The 18,792-nt window shown below is 64.4% G+C and carries 15 protein-coding genes; 11 read left to right on the top strand and 4 right to left on the bottom strand.

What is annotated here, in order from left to right; genetic code table 11:
• Positions 1-243 precede the first annotated feature (243 nt).
• Complete coding sequence (locus GOACH_RS09125) at positions 244-876, top strand: LGFP repeat-containing protein (protein ID WP_005173782.1); 633 nt, start codon at positions 244-246, stop codon at positions 874-876.
• A 287-nt stretch (positions 877-1,163) separates the two neighbouring features.
• Complete coding sequence (locus GOACH_RS09120) at positions 1,164-2,177, top strand: YihY/virulence factor BrkB family protein (RefSeq protein ID WP_005173780.1); 1,014 nt, start codon at positions 1,164-1,166, stop codon at positions 2,175-2,177.
• On the opposite strand, the gene GOACH_RS09115 is transcribed toward GOACH_RS09120, so the two are convergent.
• On the bottom strand, positions 2,178-2,711 hold the full coding sequence (locus GOACH_RS09115) for a hypothetical protein (RefSeq protein WP_005173777.1): 534 nt from the start codon (positions 2,709-2,711) through the stop codon (positions 2,178-2,180).
• Positions 2,712-2,840: 129 nt separating this feature from the next.
• Here GOACH_RS09115 and GOACH_RS09110 point away from each other — a divergent pair, with 129 nt between their 5' ends.
• The 7 genes from GOACH_RS09110 to GOACH_RS09080 all read left to right on the top strand — a co-directional run bounded on the left by GOACH_RS09110 (position 2,841) and on the right by GOACH_RS09080 (position 9,821).
• On the top strand, positions 2,841-3,374 hold the full coding sequence (locus GOACH_RS09110) for a methylated-DNA--[protein]-cysteine S-methyltransferase (RefSeq protein ID WP_005173775.1): 534 nt from the start codon (positions 2,841-2,843) through the stop codon (positions 3,372-3,374).
• Between the two features lie 58 nt (positions 3,375-3,432).
• Positions 3,433-3,915 (top strand): RNA polymerase sigma factor, encoded by a 483-nt coding sequence (locus GOACH_RS09105; RefSeq protein ID WP_005173774.1) that lies wholly within the window; start codon positions 3,433-3,435, stop codon positions 3,913-3,915.
• 8 nt (positions 3,916-3,923) lie between these two features.
• Positions 3,924-4,535, top strand: a complete 612-nt coding sequence (locus GOACH_RS09100; RefSeq protein WP_005173773.1) for a methylated-DNA--[protein]-cysteine S-methyltransferase — start codon at positions 3,924-3,926, stop codon at positions 4,533-4,535.
• 96 nt (positions 4,536-4,631) lie between these two features.
• Positions 4,632-5,408, top strand: a complete 777-nt coding sequence (locus GOACH_RS09095) for a glycosyltransferase family 2 protein (protein ID WP_005173771.1) — start codon at positions 4,632-4,634, stop codon at positions 5,406-5,408.
• Positions 5,405-6,379: an acyl-CoA dehydrogenase family protein gene (locus GOACH_RS09090; RefSeq protein WP_005173769.1), complete on the top strand. Its 975-nt coding sequence runs from the start codon at positions 5,405-5,407 to the stop codon at positions 6,377-6,379. The genes GOACH_RS09095 and GOACH_RS09090 overlap by 4 nt, the downstream gene beginning before the upstream one ends.
• Positions 6,380-6,482: 103 nt before the next feature.
• Positions 6,483-8,849 carry a lysylphosphatidylglycerol synthase transmembrane domain-containing protein gene (locus tag GOACH_RS09085; RefSeq protein WP_005173767.1) on the top strand — a complete coding sequence of 789 codons (2,367 nt, stop codon included), beginning with the start codon at positions 6,483-6,485 and terminating at the stop codon, positions 8,847-8,849.
• A 120-nt stretch (positions 8,850-8,969) separates the two neighbouring features.
• Positions 8,970-9,821 carry a 3-hydroxybutyryl-CoA dehydrogenase gene (locus GOACH_RS09080; protein WP_005173764.1) on the top strand — a complete coding sequence of 284 codons (852 nt, stop codon included), beginning with the start codon at positions 8,970-8,972 and terminating at the stop codon, positions 9,819-9,821.
• Positions 9,822-9,957: 136 nt separating this feature from the next.
• Here GOACH_RS09080 and GOACH_RS09075 read toward each other — a convergent pair whose 3' ends face one another.
• The 3 genes from GOACH_RS09075 to GOACH_RS09065 form a co-directional block, all read right to left on the bottom strand.
• A complete protein-coding gene (locus GOACH_RS09075; protein WP_052003961.1) occupies positions 9,958-13,266 on the bottom strand; it encodes an ATP-binding protein in 3,309 nt (1,102 codons plus the stop codon).
• Positions 13,267-13,355: 89 nt separating this feature from the next.
• The gene (locus GOACH_RS09070) at positions 13,356-14,237 is read right to left on the bottom strand and encodes a DUF4194 domain-containing protein (protein WP_005173757.1); all 882 of its coding nucleotides are present in this window, start codon (positions 14,235-14,237) and stop codon (positions 13,356-13,358) included.
• Entirely contained in the window at positions 14,237-15,781 is a 1,545-nt protein-coding gene (locus GOACH_RS09065; protein ID WP_005173755.1) for a DUF3375 domain-containing protein, read from the bottom strand. The genes GOACH_RS09070 and GOACH_RS09065 overlap by 1 nt, the downstream gene beginning before the upstream one ends.
• 258 nt (positions 15,782-16,039) lie before the next feature.
• Between GOACH_RS09065 and GOACH_RS09060 the strand changes: the two genes are divergently transcribed.
• The gene (locus tag GOACH_RS09060; protein ID WP_005173753.1) at positions 16,040-18,277 is read left to right on the top strand and encodes an NADP-dependent isocitrate dehydrogenase; all 2,238 of its coding nucleotides are present in this window, start codon (positions 16,040-16,042) and stop codon (positions 18,275-18,277) included.
• Positions 18,278-18,429: 152 nt separating this feature from the next.
• Complete coding sequence (locus GOACH_RS09055) at positions 18,430-18,783, top strand: VOC family protein (RefSeq protein ID WP_005173751.1); 354 nt, start codon at positions 18,430-18,432, stop codon at positions 18,781-18,783.
• Positions 18,784-18,792: the final 9 nt, after the last annotated feature.

Raw genomic sequence — 18,792 nt, 5'->3', positions numbered from 1 at the left:
CCGTCAAAGGAGACAACGGTGTCTGCTGTCGATGTATTCCGTGGCGTGCCCTTGCGGTGTTATGGGCGCCCGATCTCACGATCCGGACACGATTTATGTCCGGTATGTCAGGTTCTGTACTCGAACATTTCAACACTGCACCTTTGTGCGTGTTGTGAGTGATCCATCGCGTCGGCTGTGCTTACCGTCGTCAGTGCGTTCTCATCCGAACGCGTACCCAGAGTCAGAAACGAAGGGGAACCAATGAAGCAGACCACTCGTCGTATCGCGGGCCTCGTGGCCGCAGCATCGGCAGTCACACTCATCGCCGCAGGCTGCAGCGATGACAATGATTCGAACTCGGCGTCCTCGTCGGCGTCGTCAGCTGCCGAGTCGACGTCGGGCATGGAGGGTATGGCCGGCATGTCGGGGTCGGCGGGCGCGGGCGAATCGGTTGAGCTCAAGGCGGCCGACGGCAGCGAGGTCAAGCTGACCGGGCCCATCGCAGCGAAGTACAAGGCTGCCACGGAGCAGCAGAAAACCGATCTCGGGGCACCCAGCACCGGTGCCGACGCGTCGGGTACCGGCGAGAATGGCGTCGTGTTCCAGCAGTTCGCCGGTGGCGTCATCACCGCGAAGAACAGCGAGGAGTCGACTCCGGCGTACATCACGTGGGGCAAGATCCGTGATGCCTGGAACGTCAAGCGTGACGCCGAAGGTAATCCGTCCGCTGACGGCAAGGGCGGTTCGCAGGGGCCGCTCGGCACCGCGACGAGCGACGAGACCGATGAGAACGGCGTGAAGACGTCGACGTTCGAGCACGGCAAGATCACCTGGACTGCGTCCGCGGACAAGGTGGAGGTCACGGTGAACGGAAAGGTCGTCCCAGCGCAGTAGCGCTCGACGCCCGATCTCGACCCGCGGGTATCGGCAGGCGGCTCTCGCTCCGCGGACGGAGCGGGAGCCGCTTTGTGCCGTCCTAGTGGCGGGGTACAGAGACCGGACCCCGAGTCGGAGCGCCTGTGTGTCCGGCGAGTACCGTACCTGCGAGCCCAGACCGATGAAACCCAGCCTGATGAGACCCTGACCGATGAGACCCACTCGCCCATAGACTCAGCACGCGACCGATACCCAGCGACCCACGTCGATCGTCGCCTGGCAATGGGGTGACGGAAGGCACGTGAATGTCGTTCTCCGAGCGCATCGACGCTTTTCAGCGTCAACATCCCGCGACCGGGTATCCCCTCGCAGTCGTGTACAAGTTTTTCGACGATCAGGGTGGCTATCTTGCCGCTCTCATCGCCTACTACGGATTCGTCTCGCTGTTCCCACTGCTCCTCGTCTTCACGTCCGTCCTCGGAATCGTGCTCCGCAACAATCCGGAGCTGGAGAATCAGATTCTCGATTCGGCACTGTCCCAGATTCCGGTCATCGGGTCGCAACTGCGCGACACCGGGGCGATCAGCGGCAGCGGGCTCGCGGTGACCATCGGCGCCGTCGGCGCGATCTATGGTGGTCTCGGTGTCGCGGTCGCCATTCAGAACGCGATGAACATCATCTGGAATGTGCCCCGTAACGAACGTCCCAACCCGATTCAGGCACGCGTCAAGGGTGCGGGTCTGCTGCTCACCATCGGCGGATCGATCATCGCGCTGACAGTCTTGAACGGCGTGATTGCAGCCATCGACCTCGGGTCTGTCGCCAGGCCCCTGGCGATCGTCGCATCGGTGCTCCTGTACGCCACGGTCTTCACCATCGCGTTCGTGATCGGCACTGCGCGTGCGGTTGGTGCGCGTGACGTGCTACCTGGTGCGATCGCCGCCGCGTTGTGCTGGCAGGCTCTTCAGACATTCGGCAGCGTCTACGTGCAGAGAGTGATCGTGCGCTCGAGTGCAACCAACGGCGTCTTTGCGGTCGTGCTCGGTTTGCTCGCTTTTCTGTACGTGGCAGCAGTGCTGATCATCATCTGCCTGGAGAGCAATGCGGTGCGAGTCGACAAGCTGTACCCCCGATCGGTGCTCACACCGTTCACCGACAACGTCGTGCTCACACCTGGCGATGAGGCGGCGTACACGGCACAGGCACAAGCTCAGCGCAGCAAGGGATTCGAGGAGATCGACGTCTCGTTCGACAACCCGGCCGAGTCCACCGACGACCCTGACGCTCTCGGTTCCCCGGCAGCGTCGAGAGATGAGTGATCAGGCGCGCAAGGCCTTCATTCGTCGATCCGCGCCGGGGCACCCGCGTGCAGCGATCAGCGCAAGGCTGCGCTGCCGCTCGGCGGCCGTCGAATGCTCCCACGTAAAGGCGTCGCCGGCGACGACAGCTCGACGACGCGCCGCCGCGCTGCCCGGATGTCCGGGAGCGCCGACGTCGGCCGCTGGGAGCAGTGGGGTTCCGGACAACGCCATGCCCGCCACCGCGAGGCCGTGCAGCAGTGCTGAGTACCAGGGGTGGCCGGTTGAGCCGCAGCGGAACAGCGCACATCCAACGGCGTGACGGATGGCCAGGCGGGTGTCCATCTCACCCGCGTCGCGCAGGTATGCCGGATCGAGGACAATCGTCCCGTCCCATCTCGAATAGCCGCCCCACCCCGACCCCGGCTCGAACTCGTCGATCCACACGGTCTCGTTCGCGCCGACGGGCCGGACCTGAGCGGTGAACAGTTCTCGGCATCGCGCCTCGGCAGCGACCTGATCGACAAGATGTTGTGCGCGCGCTCGGTTCTCCATCGTCATCTCCACAAGTCGTCAACTTAGGTTTACCTAAGTAGACTAGCACCGGGGTGGGATCTCACGTGTCGTCGACGGCGCGCGTCTTCTTGATGACCCAGCGCACCCGATCCCAGGAGGACCCCGGCGATGACCGAGGCGGACACGACGACCCACGCGGACAAGAGGTACATGACGATCCACACCGCACTGGGCGCCATATCCCTCACCGCGACCGATGACGTGATCACCGGCATCTACTTCGTCGACCAGCGTCACCGGCCGGCGGTCGAGGAGTTCGGCCCCGAGGTTGTCGATGACCCATTGCTCGACGCGGCGTCGAACCAGCTGAAGGAGTATCTGGCTGGTGAACGGACGGTGTTCGACCTTGCAGTCCGCACGTCGGGGGATTCGTTTCACGAGGCCGTGTGGGCGGTGCTGCGCGACATCCCCTACGGGACCACCACGAGCTACGGTTCGGTGGCTGCGGCGATCGGCGCACCGCGACAGGCCCAACGTGTCGGACAGGCCGTCGGGCGTAACCCAGTCGGCATCGTGATCCCCTGTCACCAGGTGGTCGGGGCTGACGGCGCGCTGACCGGTTACGCGGGCGGACTCGACCGAAAGCGCCTGCTACTCGAACTCGAGGAACCCGAGGAGGTCAGGGCTTCCCGCTTGTTCTGACGATGGCAGAACGCGATCTCACGTCACGACACTCTGGCGCGTCTACCGTGTGATGGCCATGAAGAAACCTTTCGAGCGAGCGGTGAGCGACCACGGTGCGACCGTGCTGCGGGTGTGCCGAGCGGTACTCGGTGTCGGTGCGGACGCCGACGATGCCTGGTCGGAGACGTTCCTCTCCGCACTACGTGCGTGGCCCGAACTCCCGAACGACACCAACGTCGAGGCGTGGCTGGTTCGGGTAGCGCAGCGCAAGGCCGTCGACATCATCCGCGCACGCCAACGACACGCCGTGCCCGTCGCGCTCGTCCCGGACCGGGACGACGCGAGCGCGGCGCACACAGGAGATCGCGTCGGAGTCTGGGACGTCGTCGCCCTGCTCCCCGATCGTCAGCGCCTGGCCATCGCCTACCACTACCTCGGAGGATTGCCGCACGCGGAGACCGCGAAGCTGCTCGGCAGTACCCCCGAGGCGGTTCGACGAGCCGCGGCCGACGGGATGAAGACGTTGCGGCGCATGCTCGCCGACACCCCACGAGAATGAGAACAACCATGACTGACAAGACCACCAACGGACTCGGCTCCAATATCCTTCCGATCGACGATGACGAGCTCTCCGCACTGCATGCGCGATTGGAAACCGTTGCCGGACAACACGATCTCGTCGATATCGGATATCGGATCGTTGATACCCCGATCGGGCGACTGATGTTGGCGGCAACCGGGTCGGGCCTGCTGCGCGTCGCATTCGAGAGTGAGGGGTTCGACGCAGTGCTCGACGACCTTGCACATCGGGTGAGTTCACGAATCCTCTGTGCACCAATGATGCTCGACGACGCTGCCCACCAACTGGGTGAGTACTTCGACGGCCGTCGACAGGAGTTCACGCTGCCGCTCGACTACCGGCTCTCGTCCGGATTCCGACGGCAGGTACAGCAATCCCTACCGACCATCGGGTACGGACACACCGTGACCTATGCCGAGCTCGCGCGAGCTGTGGGCAACCCCAAGGCGGTGCGCGCCGTCGGCACCGCCTGTGCCACCAATCCTCTACCGGTCGTCGTACCGTGCCATCGCGTTCTCCGTACCGATGGATCTCTCGGCGGATACCTCGGCGGACTCGAAGCGAAGTCGGCGCTGCTCGCGATGGAGAGTGCCGCTTGACCGGCATGACGCCAAAGGTGATGTGGCCCGGCTAGAGTGGCAATCACGCCTTCAGCCACTGGGCGCCACGATCGTTCGACCTCCCGGGGGCTCACCGTGCGTGCATCCGCTTTCTCCACATCACTCCGCCAATCGCGCGCCCCGGACGTGTCGCCGCCGACCGCGATCAATCAGGTCGTTGTCGTCGTTCCGGCTCATAACGAGGAAGACCTGCTGCACGACTGCCTGGCAAGCGTGCTCGTCGCCGCAGACAACACCCCCTGCACGGTAACGGTGACCGTGGTACTCGACGCGTGTACGGACTCGACCGCACGGCGAGTGCCTCTCGGCGTCGACGTGATCGCGTGCACGTTCGCGTCGGTCGGAGCGGCGCGGCGTGCAGGCTTCGCCCAGCACGAATCACAACGGACTCATGTCTCGGCGCGGACCTGGTTTGCGAGTACCGATGCGGACAGTCGGGTTCCGTCGGATTGGCTCGCGCAACAGGTCGCCGTCGCCGACACAGGAGCTGACTGTTATCTCGGAACCGTGACGCCGGATGGATGGACGGGCTGGACACCCGGTGTCGCACAGCGGTACGCAGAGTCGTATCGACATGAGGAAGGGCATGGCCACATCCACGGAGCGAACTTCGGTATCCGCGCTTCCACCTACGACGCGGTCGGAGGGTTCGCGCCGATTCCGCACGGAGAAGACGTCGAGTTGGTGCATCGCGTCCGCGCGTCCGGTGCTCTGATAGTCGCTTCACATCGCGCTCCGGTGGTCACCTCCACCCGAGCTCGAGGTCGGGCTGATCATGGGTTTGCCGCGCACCTGCGTTCGCTTGCGCAGGCGGCAGGCCCCGTCGCCGCTCAGGCGGGTGGACGCGCGTGACCGACAACGCCGCCGCGCGTGCCCGTCACATCGTCGAGAGCCTTCGTCTCCCCTACCCGGGCGAGGGTGCGACCGGGAGGCGGTGGCAGGTGCTTCGAGATCTGTGCCATGACGACATTGCGGTCGGCAGGCTGGTGGAGGCCCATGTCGACGCGGACGCGATACTTCACGAACTGACCGGTCACGGCGTCGAACCCGGCGAGTTGTGGGGCGTGTGGGCGGCCGAGCCGCCCCGCACGCGCGTGGAGGCGCAGCCAGGTAGCGACGGCAGGTGGCGGCTCACCGGGACGAAGCCGTGGTGCTCGGGAGTCCTGTCGTGCGATCACGCGCTGATCACCGCCGACGTCTGCGACGGGCACCACACTCTGGAGCGCCGCATGTTCGCGATAGCACTCGACGAGCCCGGTGTCCGACGAGAATTCACCGGATGGACCAATGCGGGGATGGACCGCACCGAGACCGGAACCGTTGTCCTCGACGATGTTGCCGCTCGACCGGTTGGTGAACCGGGCGCCTATCTCGACCGCGCCGGGTTCTGGCACGGAGGAATCGGTGTGGCGGCATGTTGGCTCGGTGGTGCTCAGAAGGTTGCCGACGTTCTCTACGCCAAGGCGGCGTCGCAGAGCGACCTTCCCGAGATCGTCGCGATGCACCTCGGCGCTGTCGAGGCAGAGATAGCAACGGCTCTCGCACTGCTCGAGGTCGCGGGGCGGGACGTCGACACAGCTCCATCCGACATCGAAGCGGCGAGGCGGCGAGCCCTCGGAGTTCGCTGGTCGGTGGAAAAATGCGCGAGCGCCGTGATCGACAGGGTGAACCGCGCGCTCGGACCCGGCCCGCTGGTGCACGACGCCGATCACGCGCAGGCGGTCGCCGATCTGCAGGTCTACGTCCGACAATCGCACGCCGACACCGACCTCGTCACCCTTGGCGGATTGGTTGCCGAGCGAACACGAGCGGCAACCCCGTAACCCATCACCTCCCGGATCGAGAGGGGATGCCCGGTTATGTTGGGGTCTGACCATGCCCGGCGGACCGTCGGTGCGCCAGACCGTGGGAAGACACGAACATCCGATGGACGTCGACGGACGTGAGATCACCATCTCCGGTGATCTGCTGCAGCCGCTGACGCGGCGGACGTCGGACATCCTGCGGCTCATCGTCGCCGCAATCGTACTGATCGTCGTTGTCGTGAGCTCACTGATCACCCGCGGAGACTGGGTCGCGCTGGAGAAGTCGATCTCCGGCATCGTCAGCGTGCTGACGCCCACGCAAGCCGGGCTCGTATACCTTGCCTACGGTATTGCGATTCTGGCACTGCCCTTCATGATCCTCGTGGGTCTGCTGGCTGCACGACAATGGCGACTGCTGTGGGCGTATGCGACCGCGGCGGCGATCAGTTTTCTCGCATTGTCGGTGAGCGAGAACGGTATCGCCGCACCGACATGGCATTTCGATCGCGGCGAGCGACTGGACTCATTGTTGTCACAGTTCCTCGACGACCCGAGGTGGATTGCGATGCTCGCCGCGGTACTGACCGTGTCGGGACCGTGGCTACCGGCGCGCTGGCGCCGATGGTGGTGGCTTCTGCTGCTGGCATTCGTGCCCATCCACCTCGTGGTCAGTGCCGTCGTGCCCGCCCGCGCGGTGCTCGGGCTCGCGACCGGATGGTTCGTCGGCTCCCTCGTCGTGTGGGTGGCAGGCACTCCCGCGCTGGTCGTGCCGCTCGAAGACGCGGCGAGGATGCTGCAGCGTCGCGGGGTGCGCGTGACCGCGATGCGTGTGGTTCGGCCGGCCAGCCGTGGTCCCCTCGAACTCCTCGCCAGTGCGGACGGCGAGATCATCGTCGACCTGTACGGACCGAATCAGCGTAGTGCCGGCCTCCTGCGCGAATTCTGGCGCAAGATTCGTCTGCGGTCGGAGGAGACCGCACCGCTACAGCTGTCCGCGCACCGGATGGTCGAGCACCGTGGTCTCATGACGGTCACCGTCGACGGACTCGGTCTGTCGAACAGCTCGACCATCGCAGTCGCACCACTCGACCGGGACTGGACGATGTACGCGGGCACCCCTCCTCGCGGCACCACGCTTGATCAGTGCAGCGACCGGATAGCGGTCGCCGACGTGTGGGCGGCGCTCCACGCGCTGCATTCGGAGGGCATTTCCCATGGCGACCTGCGGGCCGCGCAGATCACCGTCGTCGACGAAGCGATCAGATTCGGGGGCTTCCACTTCGCGGAGTACGGCGCGTCAGATGTCCAACTGCAGTCCGATATCGCCCAACTCCTCGCAACCACCACTGATCTGTACGGTTCCCACGCCGCAGTCGGTGCGGCGATCAACGCCTTCGGTGCCGATGCGGTGCTCGTTGCCTCGCGTCGTCTGAGCGCGTCCGCGTTGCCGAAGAGGATTCGTGACGCAGTCACCGACAGCAAAGCGGTGATGTCGTCGGCGCGTGACGAGATCCGTACGCAGACCGGTGCCGACGAGATCCGAGCAGAGTCCATCACACGGTTCAGTCGGTCGCAGATCATCCAGCTGGTCCTGCTTGTTGCTCTGGTCTATGTCGCATATCCCTTCATCAGTACGGTGCCGACGTTTTTCAGTGAGCTGCGCAGCCTCGACTGGGCGTGGGCGTTGCTCGGTTTGGCGGCGTCGATGCTCACCTACATCGGCGCTGCCGCCGCACTGTGGGCCTGCGCCGACGGACTGACCAGCATGTGGAAGCTCACCGTCATGCAGTTCGCAAACACGTTCGCCGCGACGACGACCCCCGCGGGCGTCGGAGGCCTCGCGCTGAGCACCCGGTTCCTGCAGAAGGCGGGGCTCGGTGGAGTCCGGGCGACCACGGCGGTTGCGCTACAGCAGAGCGTGCAGGTGATCGTGCATGTCGTGTTGCTGTTGTTCTTCACCGCGGTCGCGGGCACTTCGGCCGACCTGTCTCACTTCGTGCCCTCCGCGACAGTCTTGTACCTGGTCGCGGGCGTCGTGCTCGGTGCGCTCGGGCTGTTCTTGTTCATCCCGAAATTGCGCCACTGGCTCGGGGCGTCGCTGCGGCCGAAGCTGCTCGAGGTGCTTGCCGATCTGAAGGCTGTGGCGCGCGAACCCAAACGGCTCGCCATCATCACACTCGGTTGCGGCGCAACGACTCTCGGTGGTGCGTTCGCGCTGTGGGCTAGCGTGCACGCGTTCGGCGGGGAGGTCTCGTTCATCACCGTGACGGTGGTCACGATGATCGGTGGGACGTTGGCCTCCGCGGCACCGACCCCCGGTGGCGTCGGCGCCGTCGAGGCAGCACTCATCGGAGGGTTGGCCGCATTCGGTATCCCCTCCGCGGTTGCCGTTCCCGGTGTTCTGCTCTACCGCGTTCTGACCTGTTGGCTTCCGGTGTTCATCGGGTGGCCGGTGATGCACTGGCTGGCCCGTAAGAACATGATCTGACACCGCCAGCCCCTCGTGTGACCTGCTGCGGCATCTTTGGTGGCCGACTCTGGTTCCGGGCGCCGGCCCCGCGCGCAGTAGGGTGACCTGCGACCACGTTTCAACATCTGGAGGAGCTTCATGACACAGCTCGGAGTAGTCGGCGGCGGCACAATGGGTGCCGGAATCGCCGAGATCGCGATTCGCGCGGGCGACGACGTCCTCGTGCTCGAGCGCGACCAGGCTGCGGCCGACGCGGCGCGCGCACGGATCGAGAAGTCCATCAATCGTGCGGTCTCGAAGTCGAAGATCAGCGCCGACGACGCCGAGCAGGCGCTTGCCCGCCTGACACTGACCACATCGGTATCCAACTTCGCCGATCGTGAGCTGGTCATCGAAGCTCTCCCCGAGATCGAGGCGCTGAAGGTCGGCTTCTTCGCCGAACTCGACAAGATCACCGCTCCCACCGCCATTCTCGCCACCAACACCTCGTCGATCCCGATCATCCGTATTGCCAAGGACGTCGCCGATCCCAGCCGCGTGGTCGGAGTGCACTTCTTCAATCCGGTGCCCGTCATGCCGCTCGTAGAGATCATCTCGAGCCTCGCCAGCTCGCCGGAAGCCATCGAAACCGTCACCGCCTATGCGCGAGATCATCTCGGCAAGAAGACAATTCAGGCAGGCGACCGTGGTGGCTTCGTCGTCAACGCACTGCTCATCCCCTACCTCGTCGACGCCATCCGCATGTACGAGAGCGGCTACGCCTCCAAGGAGGACATTGACACCGGCATGGTGAACGGCTGCGGACACCCGATGGGCCCGCTGACGCTCAGCGATACCGTCGGGCTCGACGTTGTGCTCGACGTCGCCGAATCGCTGTACGACGAGTTCCGGCAGCCTCATTACGCGCCGCCTCCGCTGCTGCGTCGCATGGTCGAGGCAGGCTACCTCGGCAAGAAGTCGGGCAAGGGCTTCTACGACTACTCGTCCTGAGGAGCAGTGACGCTGACGAATTAGCTCTGCCACAGAGATTCTGACGCACGAGGGCCCCGGCTGACATCGGTCAGCCGGGGCCCCGGTCATCAGTGGGCCGACGCGGACGGCACAGTGGGCCGACACGGCCGGTCACTCACACAGGGAGACGGCTGGTGCTTGTGCGCCGCAGATCCGAGAACGTCTGGATCGACGTCGAGATCGCGGTCGCGACCGGTCTGCTGTTGACATCCTCGGTCTTGGAGACCATCACGACGTTGTCGATATAGGGCTGGATGGTGCTGGTGTTCTGCACTGTCGCCGCGATGATCAGCTGAAAACCGAACTTGCGAAACGCCGCGAGCGCCTGCTGCGCGAACTGCGGGTCTGACTTCGAGAACGCCTCGTCGAGCATCAACTGCGCGAAGATGGGCCGGTTCCCGTTGCCGTGCGGACTCGCGAGATTGAAGCTGAGCGCACCTGCGAGGCAGAAAGCCATCAGCTTCTCCTGCTCGCCACCGGAGTTGTCGCCGGCGTTGCTGTAGGTGCGGATGGTCTCGCCGGTCTCTGCATCGCGTTCCTCGCAGTAGAAATCAAACCGGTTACGCACGTCGAGAGCGTCTCGCGTCCACTGCCTGTCCTCCGGCGTGGCGCCTGCAAGTCGCTCGCGCAGGAGCAGGATGTCGGCATACTGCTCGAGAATGGCCTCCTCGTCGCCGAATCCGACGGCAGCGGTGCGCGCGGAGATCTGTCGAGCCTTGTCGGTCAACTCCGCGACCGCGGCAAGTGTCTTACGGCCCGGGCACAGCCGCAGACGCGTACCTCGGTTGAATGCCACTGATCCGAGTCCGGAATTGACGCGTTCGATCTGTTCGACGATCCGACGTTCCTCGGCCTCGGCTGCCATGTGCAGGCTCAGGATCGCACCCGGGGCCTGTTCGGTGATGAGTCGTCGCATCCGCTCGTAGGCAGCGGGCAACTCCCTCTCGTCGATGCGGCGACACAGCGCGACGTAGTCGTGGACGCGCTCGTCGAAATCGTCGCTGTCATTGGGTATCGCGTCAGGAAACTCCTTGTCGTAGGCGTCGAGGATGCGTCCGAGCTCGTCGCGGGAGCGCCGGGTGTCTGCCCGCATCCGATCACGCTCGCGGCCAACCGCTTTGAGCAACTCCTGCCGGAAGGGGTCCGGGGCGAGTACGTCGAGAACCGCGGCCGACTCCTCGCGGAACCGATCGAGTGTCGCCTCCGCATGCGGTGGGATCGGTGTGATCGTCAGTCTGTCGACGAGGTCGAGCAGCTGGGTGCGCCGCTTGTCGTGTGTCGCGATCTTGTCGCGCACCAACGCGGCCTGTGAGATCGCCGCGCGGACCTGTTCCCAGATGTCCTCGGCCTTGCGCTGGAGGGCCTCGGTGTCGGGATGTTCCTCCATGAGGAGTTCGTACTGCTCGGTGAGCGTGTCGACGCGGTCGTCGGCGGAGTCGAGGTCGATCTCGTTCCATCCGGTGAACTGCTCACACACCCGGCGGTAGGCGTCGCGACGTTGCTCTTTGGCGGTGCGTTCTCGGTCGAGTTCAGCGCTGCGTGCGCGTGCTTGCTCGTAGAGATCGTTCTCGAGGTCGAGTTCTTCTTGCAGAGCAGTTATCTTCGCGGTCACGTTTCCGACGAAGATGTACTGTGACGGACGCAGCTGGCTGCGGTCGTCCTTGATGGCCAGCTTCGCTGAATCCTTGCGCAGGCCGCGATCGGTTACTGCCTTCGAATGGTCCACGAAGTCGGACGTGGAGTCGACGCACACGTAGTTGCCGAGTCTGGCGAGAACGGTCAGCGCCTCGTTGGTGCACGGGTGGTCGGGCTCTGCCGCATGCAATGTTGCTCCGAGTGTGCCGGGCTCGACCATCGGCGCCGGTCGTGCCTCGGCATGGTGAAGCGCGATCCGACCGCGCATGTCGTGGTCGTTGACGAACTTCAGCGCGGCTGCGAAGTGCTTGTCGGGCACCAGAAGACGCAACCCTGCGCTTCGCAGGACCTTCTCGACCGCAAGCCGCCACCGCTCGGCGGACGGATCGAGTTCGACGAGTTCTGCGACGTAACGCAGTTCTGACTCGTCGAGCTGCAGCGCGTTCGCCAGGATTCGACGCATCTCGTGTTCGGCACGGGGAAGTGCCGAGCCTGCGTGACGCACTCGTTCGAGCTCGTCACGTGCGGCGTCGCGCTGGGCACGCGCGGCGACTTCGGTGGCCAGGGTCTCGGCGAAATGGGGCTTGCCGGCTTCGAGCTGACCGTCGAGGCGCGTCGCCTCCTCCATCAGGTGCTCACGCAGCTCCCAGAACGATTCGCCATCCTCCGGGACGTCGAATCCGAGAGCCGAGATCTTGTGCTCGTAGGTGGCGCGGCGGATCGACGCCTCGTTACTGGCCTTCTGCGCGGTCGAGAGTTGTTCCTGGAGGGGCGCGAGATCGCCTGTCGACGTGGCGATCCGACCGAGGAGGTGGCTGTGGTCCTGACGGAGCTGATCGTGTTGCGAGGTGAGCGCGGCGAGGTCGGCATCCAGACGGGCGATCTGGTCATCGAGATCGGCGATCTCGGGTTCGGCGTTGCGCAGACGCAGATTGGTCACGTACGAGCGAACGACCTCCGGCTCGATCGTGTCGAGCACGGTGAACGTGGCCGACTCCGCCGCGTATCGCTCCTGGAGTGCTTCGACGTTGTCGAGGATCGTACGCTTGCGACGCGAGACGTCGAGAAGTTCGCGGGCCTCCACGAGTGGATCGATCTGCTCGAGAGCGTCGGAGATACCGGCAATACTCGTGGGCTCGTCGAGCATGAACTCCCGGACGAACTGCGCGAGTCCTCCAACGCTCTTGAGGGACTTCGCTTTTCCGAGTAGCTGCTGCGCCGCATCGGATGCGCGGATACCGATAAGTGAGTACAGGGTCGACAGGTACTTGCCCTCCCCCGGCCCGCCCTGCCAGCCGCGATCACGGAAACGTGCGGCGCTGTAGTTGTTGGCCGCCCATTCATTGCACGCGTCGACGATGTCAACGTCGCCGTCGTGGATGAAGTACGCACTGTGTGCATCGGTGAGTTTGCCTGCCGCCAGCCATTTCAGCACCAGTCCGGTGATGGCAGTGCCCGACGTCGAAGTGTAGGTGACGGCGATCGCCGCCCATGCCGGACCGCTGCCACGGAGGTACATGATCTCGCGGTGCGCGCCCGTCGCATCGCGGCGTTCGCCCCATGCGCCACGAACATACTTGCCGACGGTGCGTCGTCCTCCCGACGAGCCCGCGGCCGTGGTGTCTCCCGAGGCGTTGAAGTTCCGGCGGTGATCGGGCAGGAATGCGAGCGAAATCGCGTCCAGGAGGGAGGATTTGCCGCTGCCGGATGAGCCGGTGATGAGCGCGCCGCCGGGGCTGAAGGCGATGGAATGGTAGCCGTCGAAGACGCCCCAGTTGATCAACTGCAACCGTGAGAGATAGTACTGCTCCTCGGTATGCCCGCCGGGTCCGTGCCGACGACCGACCCGATCGGTCTGGTCGACGTTGTCGAGATCACTCACCACTCGTCTCCTTCGTCGGCGTAGTCGTCGGTGTCGTCGGCGGGGTGCGGGTGACTCGACTCCGAATCCTCGTTGCCGCCGGCTGTATCGGTGTCGGCGATGACGTCGTCGCCGGTCTCGCCCGCACCGATGAACTGCTCGAACTGGCGCTGGAGGTCGGTGATGACCGAAGCCGTCATCACCGCTGTGATCACGGGGCTGACGGTGAACGTGTCGGGGTCGTCGCGATGACGACGCAGGAAGTCGATTTCTTCGAGCTTGTCGATGGCGTGCTCGATCCGCTTGTCGAACAACGCGAGATCGCGATCGATCGTGTTGGTCACGCCCGCGAACATCTCGTGGATCTCCTCGCGGGTGATGATCGCGGTCTCCTCACGCGACGAGCGGAGGAACTTCGCGAGATGGAGCGCGAGGATCGCGTCGTAAGTCTGGATGGTCTCGCGCTTGAGAATTTTTCTGCCCCAACGTGAGTCATATCCGGCCTGCTCGACGAAGGCGACCTGTAGCTCGTCGACGAGACGCAACCGCAGGTCGAGTTCTGACAGGCGGCTGCGCAACATGTCCTGGTACTCGATGACCCAGGCCCACAGCTGCGGGTTGCGGTCGCCGCTGATGTGTCTGCGGGTGAGCAGGTTCTGCAATGCCCAGCACGCCCGGTCGGGCATCGCCGAGACGTCACCGTCGAATCGGGGCGCACGCGGCCCGTCGACACGTCCGTGCGTCGCGGCGGTGGGTAGGTCGTCGTAGCCGGCGTACTCGTCGGCGGGCACCGTCGACACCTGGGCTGCCGTATCAGCTGAGGTGCCGGTAGGGACCTCGGCCGTCGAGGTGCTGGGGTTGGGCGAGGTGCTGGGGTTGGTGGAGTCGGTACTCGTCATCAGGCGTCGGCTTCCGTGCTGAGAATCGAATCGGTGTCGCTGTACTGGGACGGGATGGGCTCGCTGAACATCAGGATCGGCACCTCGATGGCGCGGTCCTCGCCCTCGAGCGACCGGAAGCGGACGAACGTGGAGTCGCCGGGCCCCTGTACTTCCCGAGGCTGGCGCTGTGTTTCCCGAGGCTGGCGCTGTGTTTCCCGAGGCTGGCGCAGGGCCCACGACCACAACACGATGACATGCCCGAGGTACGGCTCGTCCAACGCGGCGATCGCATCGCTCAACGAGACCGGGCCCGCCGCGAGTCGGTCATTGATCACTTCGGCGAGTTCGACGGTGTCGACCTGGCCTGCCAGCGAGGAGAACGACGCGAGGTTGGTGTGTCCGTCCGCAGGCCGCGCCTGTTCGGGTGGCGCAGGATTGCGGATCTCGAAGGCCAGCCGACCGATCGACGTCACCTGCGGGGTGGCGACGGGCAGTTCGTAACCCAGGCGACGATCGGCAAGCGAGTCCCTGAGGAGTGCATTGGCGGTCGCGAGGGCGTCGTTGAGCTGTCGCGCGACCCCGCGGCTCTGTTCGAGCGTTCCCGATGCGACGAACCGGCGGATTCGTCGGGCGCACCGTTGTCTGATCCGACCGACTTCGGCCATCTGCTCAGCGACGAGGGGGAAGAAGTTCTCCATGACGGTGCGCAGGCCGGTGTCGATGCTCGGCAGTCGGTCGACGACGAGCTCGATGTCGGCGATGAGTCGTGCCCGCTGCTCGGGATCCTGGATCATCTGCGTGAACGCGTGGTAGGACGCGCTCTGCGAGGACTCCAGCAGCGACTCGTAGTCGTCGAACATCTGGCGTTGCCGCTCGCGGTAGGCGAGGTCGGAATCGTGCGGATCGTCGAGCAACGCCGTGGTGATCCGATCGAGCATTGCCCCGTACTGGCCGATGTCGGTGATGATCTGTTCCATCTGGTAGGCGATCGCCCGTGCCTCGTCCTCCGCGCCGCGCAGGTCGAAAGGGCGGCGACGACCCTCGCTCAACTCGACGAGCTCGGCGTCGAGTTCGTCGATCTGGTGCTCGATGTCTTCGCGGATGCGTTCCGGATCGTCGGTCACCTGTGTGGCAACCCGGTGCAGCCCGGCTGCGACTCCGATGATCGAGCCGCCGGTGGCGACGCTGTCCTCGCGCCGCAGCCGTCGCATGTACGCGATCACCGACCGGGCCTCGGTGGTCAGAAAGCACACGTTGGGCGCCGACGGTGACGCGATGTCGGTGACGCGATGCAGCCAGCCCTGCTTGGCCCAGGACTTGATGAGATCGAGTCCCGGCGGCTGGTCGTCGACACCCAGTTCGACGATGTCGCGGTCGAGACGGATCGCGAGTTCGGACTCGGTGTGACGAATTCCGAAGTCCAGATGGCGCTCCATGAGCGTGACGTACAGCGCGGAGTTGGAGGCTGCGAACAAACGGACGGCCGCCGAGCGCTGGATCGAGCGATTGGCCTCGAATGTGTCGGTCAGCGTCCGCGCCCCATCCACGGCAGAGTTCGCCATCGTCACCTCACGGTTGCACCTCGTTCACGGACCGCGGTCGAGTCTGCCATGACCGCCCGACACCGCCGCGAGCGCACCACAGTGGCCGAGAACACGCTCACCTCGTGACGCGACCGAGTTCATTTCGAGAGCACATGCGGCACGGGTTTCACTGACGGAATAGGGTTGACGCTGGACGTGCACACCCGCGCGTGGCCAGCGGTTGAGACACACGACCCAATTGTGTCGGGCGACCGCACTCGAGAGCGAAGGCAGGTTATGAGCGACAAGCAACCGACCATCATCTACACACTGACCGACGAGGCGCCCATGCTGGCGACCTACGCGTTTCTGCCCGTCATCCGGGCATTCGCCGATGCTGCCGACATCAACGTCGAGACGTCCGACATCTCCGTTGCGTCGCGCATCCTGGCAGAGTTTCCCGACTATCTGACCGACGAGCAGAAGGTCGGCGACCACCTGGGTGAACTGGGGCGTCTCACCCAGGAACCCGACACCAACATCATCAAGCTCCCCAACATCAGCGCCTCGGTACCGCAGTTGCTCGCAGCGATCAAGGAACTGCAGGGCAAGGGCTACAACATCCCCGACTACCCCGGCAATCCGAAGAACGACGAGGAGAAAGAGATCCGCGACCGGTACACCAAGTGTCTTGGTAGTGCCGTCAATCCTGTTCTGCGAGAGGGAAATTCAGATCGCCGAGCACCCAAGGCGGTCAAGGAGTACGCACGTAAGCATCCGCATTCGATGGGTGAATGGTCGATGGCGTCGCGCACACACGTCGCACACATGCGTGAAGGTGACTTCTACCACGGTGAGAAGTCGATGACGGTTGACGGTGACCGCACGGTGAAGATGGAACTGGTCACCGACAGTGGTGAGTCCATCGTCCTCAAGCCCGAGGTCAAGCTTCTCGATGGCGACGTCGTCGACAGCATGTACATGAGCAAGAAGGCCCTGATCGAGTTCTACGAGCACGAGATGGAGGACGCCTACAAGACGGGCGTCATGTTCTCGCTGCACGTCAAGGCGACGATGATGCGGGTCAGTCATCCGATCGTCTTCGGTCACGCGGTGCGCACCTTTTACAAGGAAGCGTTTGCCAAGCACGGCGACCTGTTCGACGAGCTCGGTGTGAACGTGAACAATGGTTTGTCCGATCTCTACGCCAAGATCGAGACACTGCCGGCGTCGAAAAAGGAAGAGATCGTCGACGACCTGCACAAGTGTCACGAACACCGGCCTGAGCTGGCGATGGTCGACTCCGCGCGAGGCATCTCCAACTTCCACTCCCCCAGCGACGTCATCGTCGACGCGTCGATGCCCGCGATGATCCGTGCCGGCGGCAAAATGTACGGCGCCGACGGACGGCCGAAGGACACCAAGGCGGTGAACCCGGAGTCGACCTTCTCGCGCATTTACCAAGAAATGGTGAACTTCTGTAAGACGAACGGGCAGTTCGATCCCACCACCATGGGTACGGTGCCGAACGTCGGGCTGATGGCGCAACAGGCCGAGGAGTACGGCTCGCACGACAAGACCTTCGAGATTCCTGCTAACGGGGTCGCGAACTTCGTTGATCTGAAGACCGGAGAGGTCCTGCTCTCGCAGAACGTCGAGGAAGGCGACATCTGGCGCATGTGCATCGTGCGCGACGCACCGATTCGCGACTGGGTGAAGCTCGCCGTGACCCGTGCGCGCGAGTCGAAAATGCCGGTGGTCTTCTGGCTCGACCCCTACCGCCCGCATGAGAACGAGCTGATCACCAAGGTCAACACCTACCTGAAGGATCACGACACCGAGGGCCTCGACATCCAGATCATGTCGCAGGTACGTGCCATCCGCTACACGATGGAACGACTCATCCGCGGGCTCGACACGGTCTCGGCCACCGGAAACATCCTGCGTGACTACCTGACCGACCTGTTCCCCATCCTCGAGCTCGGTACCAGCGCCAAGATGCTGTCGATCGTTCCGTTGATGGCCGGCGGCGGTCTGTACGAGACCGGAGCGGGAGGGTCGGCGCCCAAACACGTCAAGCAACTCCTCGAAGAAAACCACCTCCGGTGGGATTCCCTCGGTGAGTTCCTCGCGCTGGCGGTCAGCCTCGAAGACCTCGGTAAGAAGAACGACAACCCCAAGGCTCAGGTGCTGTCCAAGACGCTAGACGCCGCGACCGGTCGACTGTTGGAGAACAACAAGGGGCCGTCGCGTAACACCGGCGAGCTCGACAACAGGGGTAGCCAGTTCTATCTCGCGATGTACTGGGCCGAGGAACTGGCCAAGCAGACCGACGACGAGGAGCTGGCCAAGCACTTCGCTCCGCTCGCCAAGACGCTCGCGGAGAACGAGGACGCGATCGTGACCGAGTTGAACAAGGCACAGGGCGAAGCCGCCGACATCGGTGGCTACTACGCGCCTGACTCGGACAAGCTGGCCTCGGTCATGCGGCCCAGCACAACCTTCAACGAGGCACTCGACGCGGTGCGTGGCTGACGCCAGACGCCGTCTACGGCTCCCGACCCGAACAGGTCGGGAGCCGTTTTCATGAGGGTCGGAAGTCCCATTCGCCCGGCTCGTCAGTGCACTAGCGTCGATATCGCTGTGGGTTCATACAGGTGAACCACGATCGGCCAGAGGAGGCCTGAGTGACTGACCACGACGTGCGCATGATCGTTCTCTCCACCGACGATCTCGACGAGTCCATCGAGTTCTACAGCGACACCTTGGGCATGACGCTCAAATTCCGCGATGGCGCACACTTTGCAGCCCTCGACGGCGGATCACTGACCCTTGCACTGGCGACCGACGTCGATCATCCCATTCCGGGCAAGGTGGTCGTCGGCATCAAAACCGATGACGTCGACGGTGATGCGAAAGCCGTGGAAGAGAGCGGAGGCGCGATCATCAAGGGCCCCTACGACGACGCGCACGAGCGTCGTGCCGTCGTGTATGACAACAAGGGAAACGGTCTGGTGTTCTACAGTCCGCTCCCGCGCTGACGAGTGCAG

This window comes from Gordonia aichiensis NBRC 108223 (assembly GCF_000332975.1).
Classification (GTDB): Bacteria; Actinomycetota; Actinomycetes; order Mycobacteriales; family Mycobacteriaceae; genus Gordonia; species Gordonia aichiensis.
This window is presented reverse-complemented; position numbering and strand designations above follow the sequence as displayed.

Coding starts and splice junctions, on each gene's coding strand:
- GOACH_RS09115 (WP_005173777.1), bottom strand. CDS start 2,711: ATGGAGAACCGAGCGCGCGCACAACATCTTGTCGATCAGGTCGCTGCC.
- GOACH_RS09105 (WP_005173774.1), top strand. CDS start 3,433: ATGAAGAAACCTTTCGAGCGAGCGGTGAGCGACCACGGTGCGACCGTG.
- GOACH_RS09060 (WP_005173753.1), top strand. CDS start 16,040: ATGAGCGACAAGCAACCGACCATCATCTACACACTGACCGACGAGGCG.
- GOACH_RS09120 (WP_005173780.1), top strand. CDS start 1,164: ATGTCGTTCTCCGAGCGCATCGACGCTTTTCAGCGTCAACATCCCGCG.
- GOACH_RS09100 (WP_005173773.1), top strand. CDS start 3,924: ATGACTGACAAGACCACCAACGGACTCGGCTCCAATATCCTTCCGATC.
- GOACH_RS09065 (WP_005173755.1), bottom strand. CDS start 15,781: ATGGCGAACTCTGCCGTGGATGGGGCGCGGACGCTGACCGACACATTC.
- GOACH_RS09085 (WP_005173767.1), top strand. CDS start 6,483: ATGGACGTCGACGGACGTGAGATCACCATCTCCGGTGATCTGCTGCAG.
- GOACH_RS09070 (WP_005173757.1), bottom strand. CDS start 14,237: ATGACGAGTACCGACTCCACCAACCCCAGCACCTCGCCCAACCCCAGC.
- GOACH_RS09080 (WP_005173764.1), top strand. CDS start 8,970: ATGACACAGCTCGGAGTAGTCGGCGGCGGCACAATGGGTGCCGGAATC.
- GOACH_RS09125 (WP_005173782.1), top strand. CDS start 244: ATGAAGCAGACCACTCGTCGTATCGCGGGCCTCGTGGCCGCAGCATCG.
- GOACH_RS09110 (WP_005173775.1), top strand. CDS start 2,841: ATGACCGAGGCGGACACGACGACCCACGCGGACAAGAGGTACATGACG.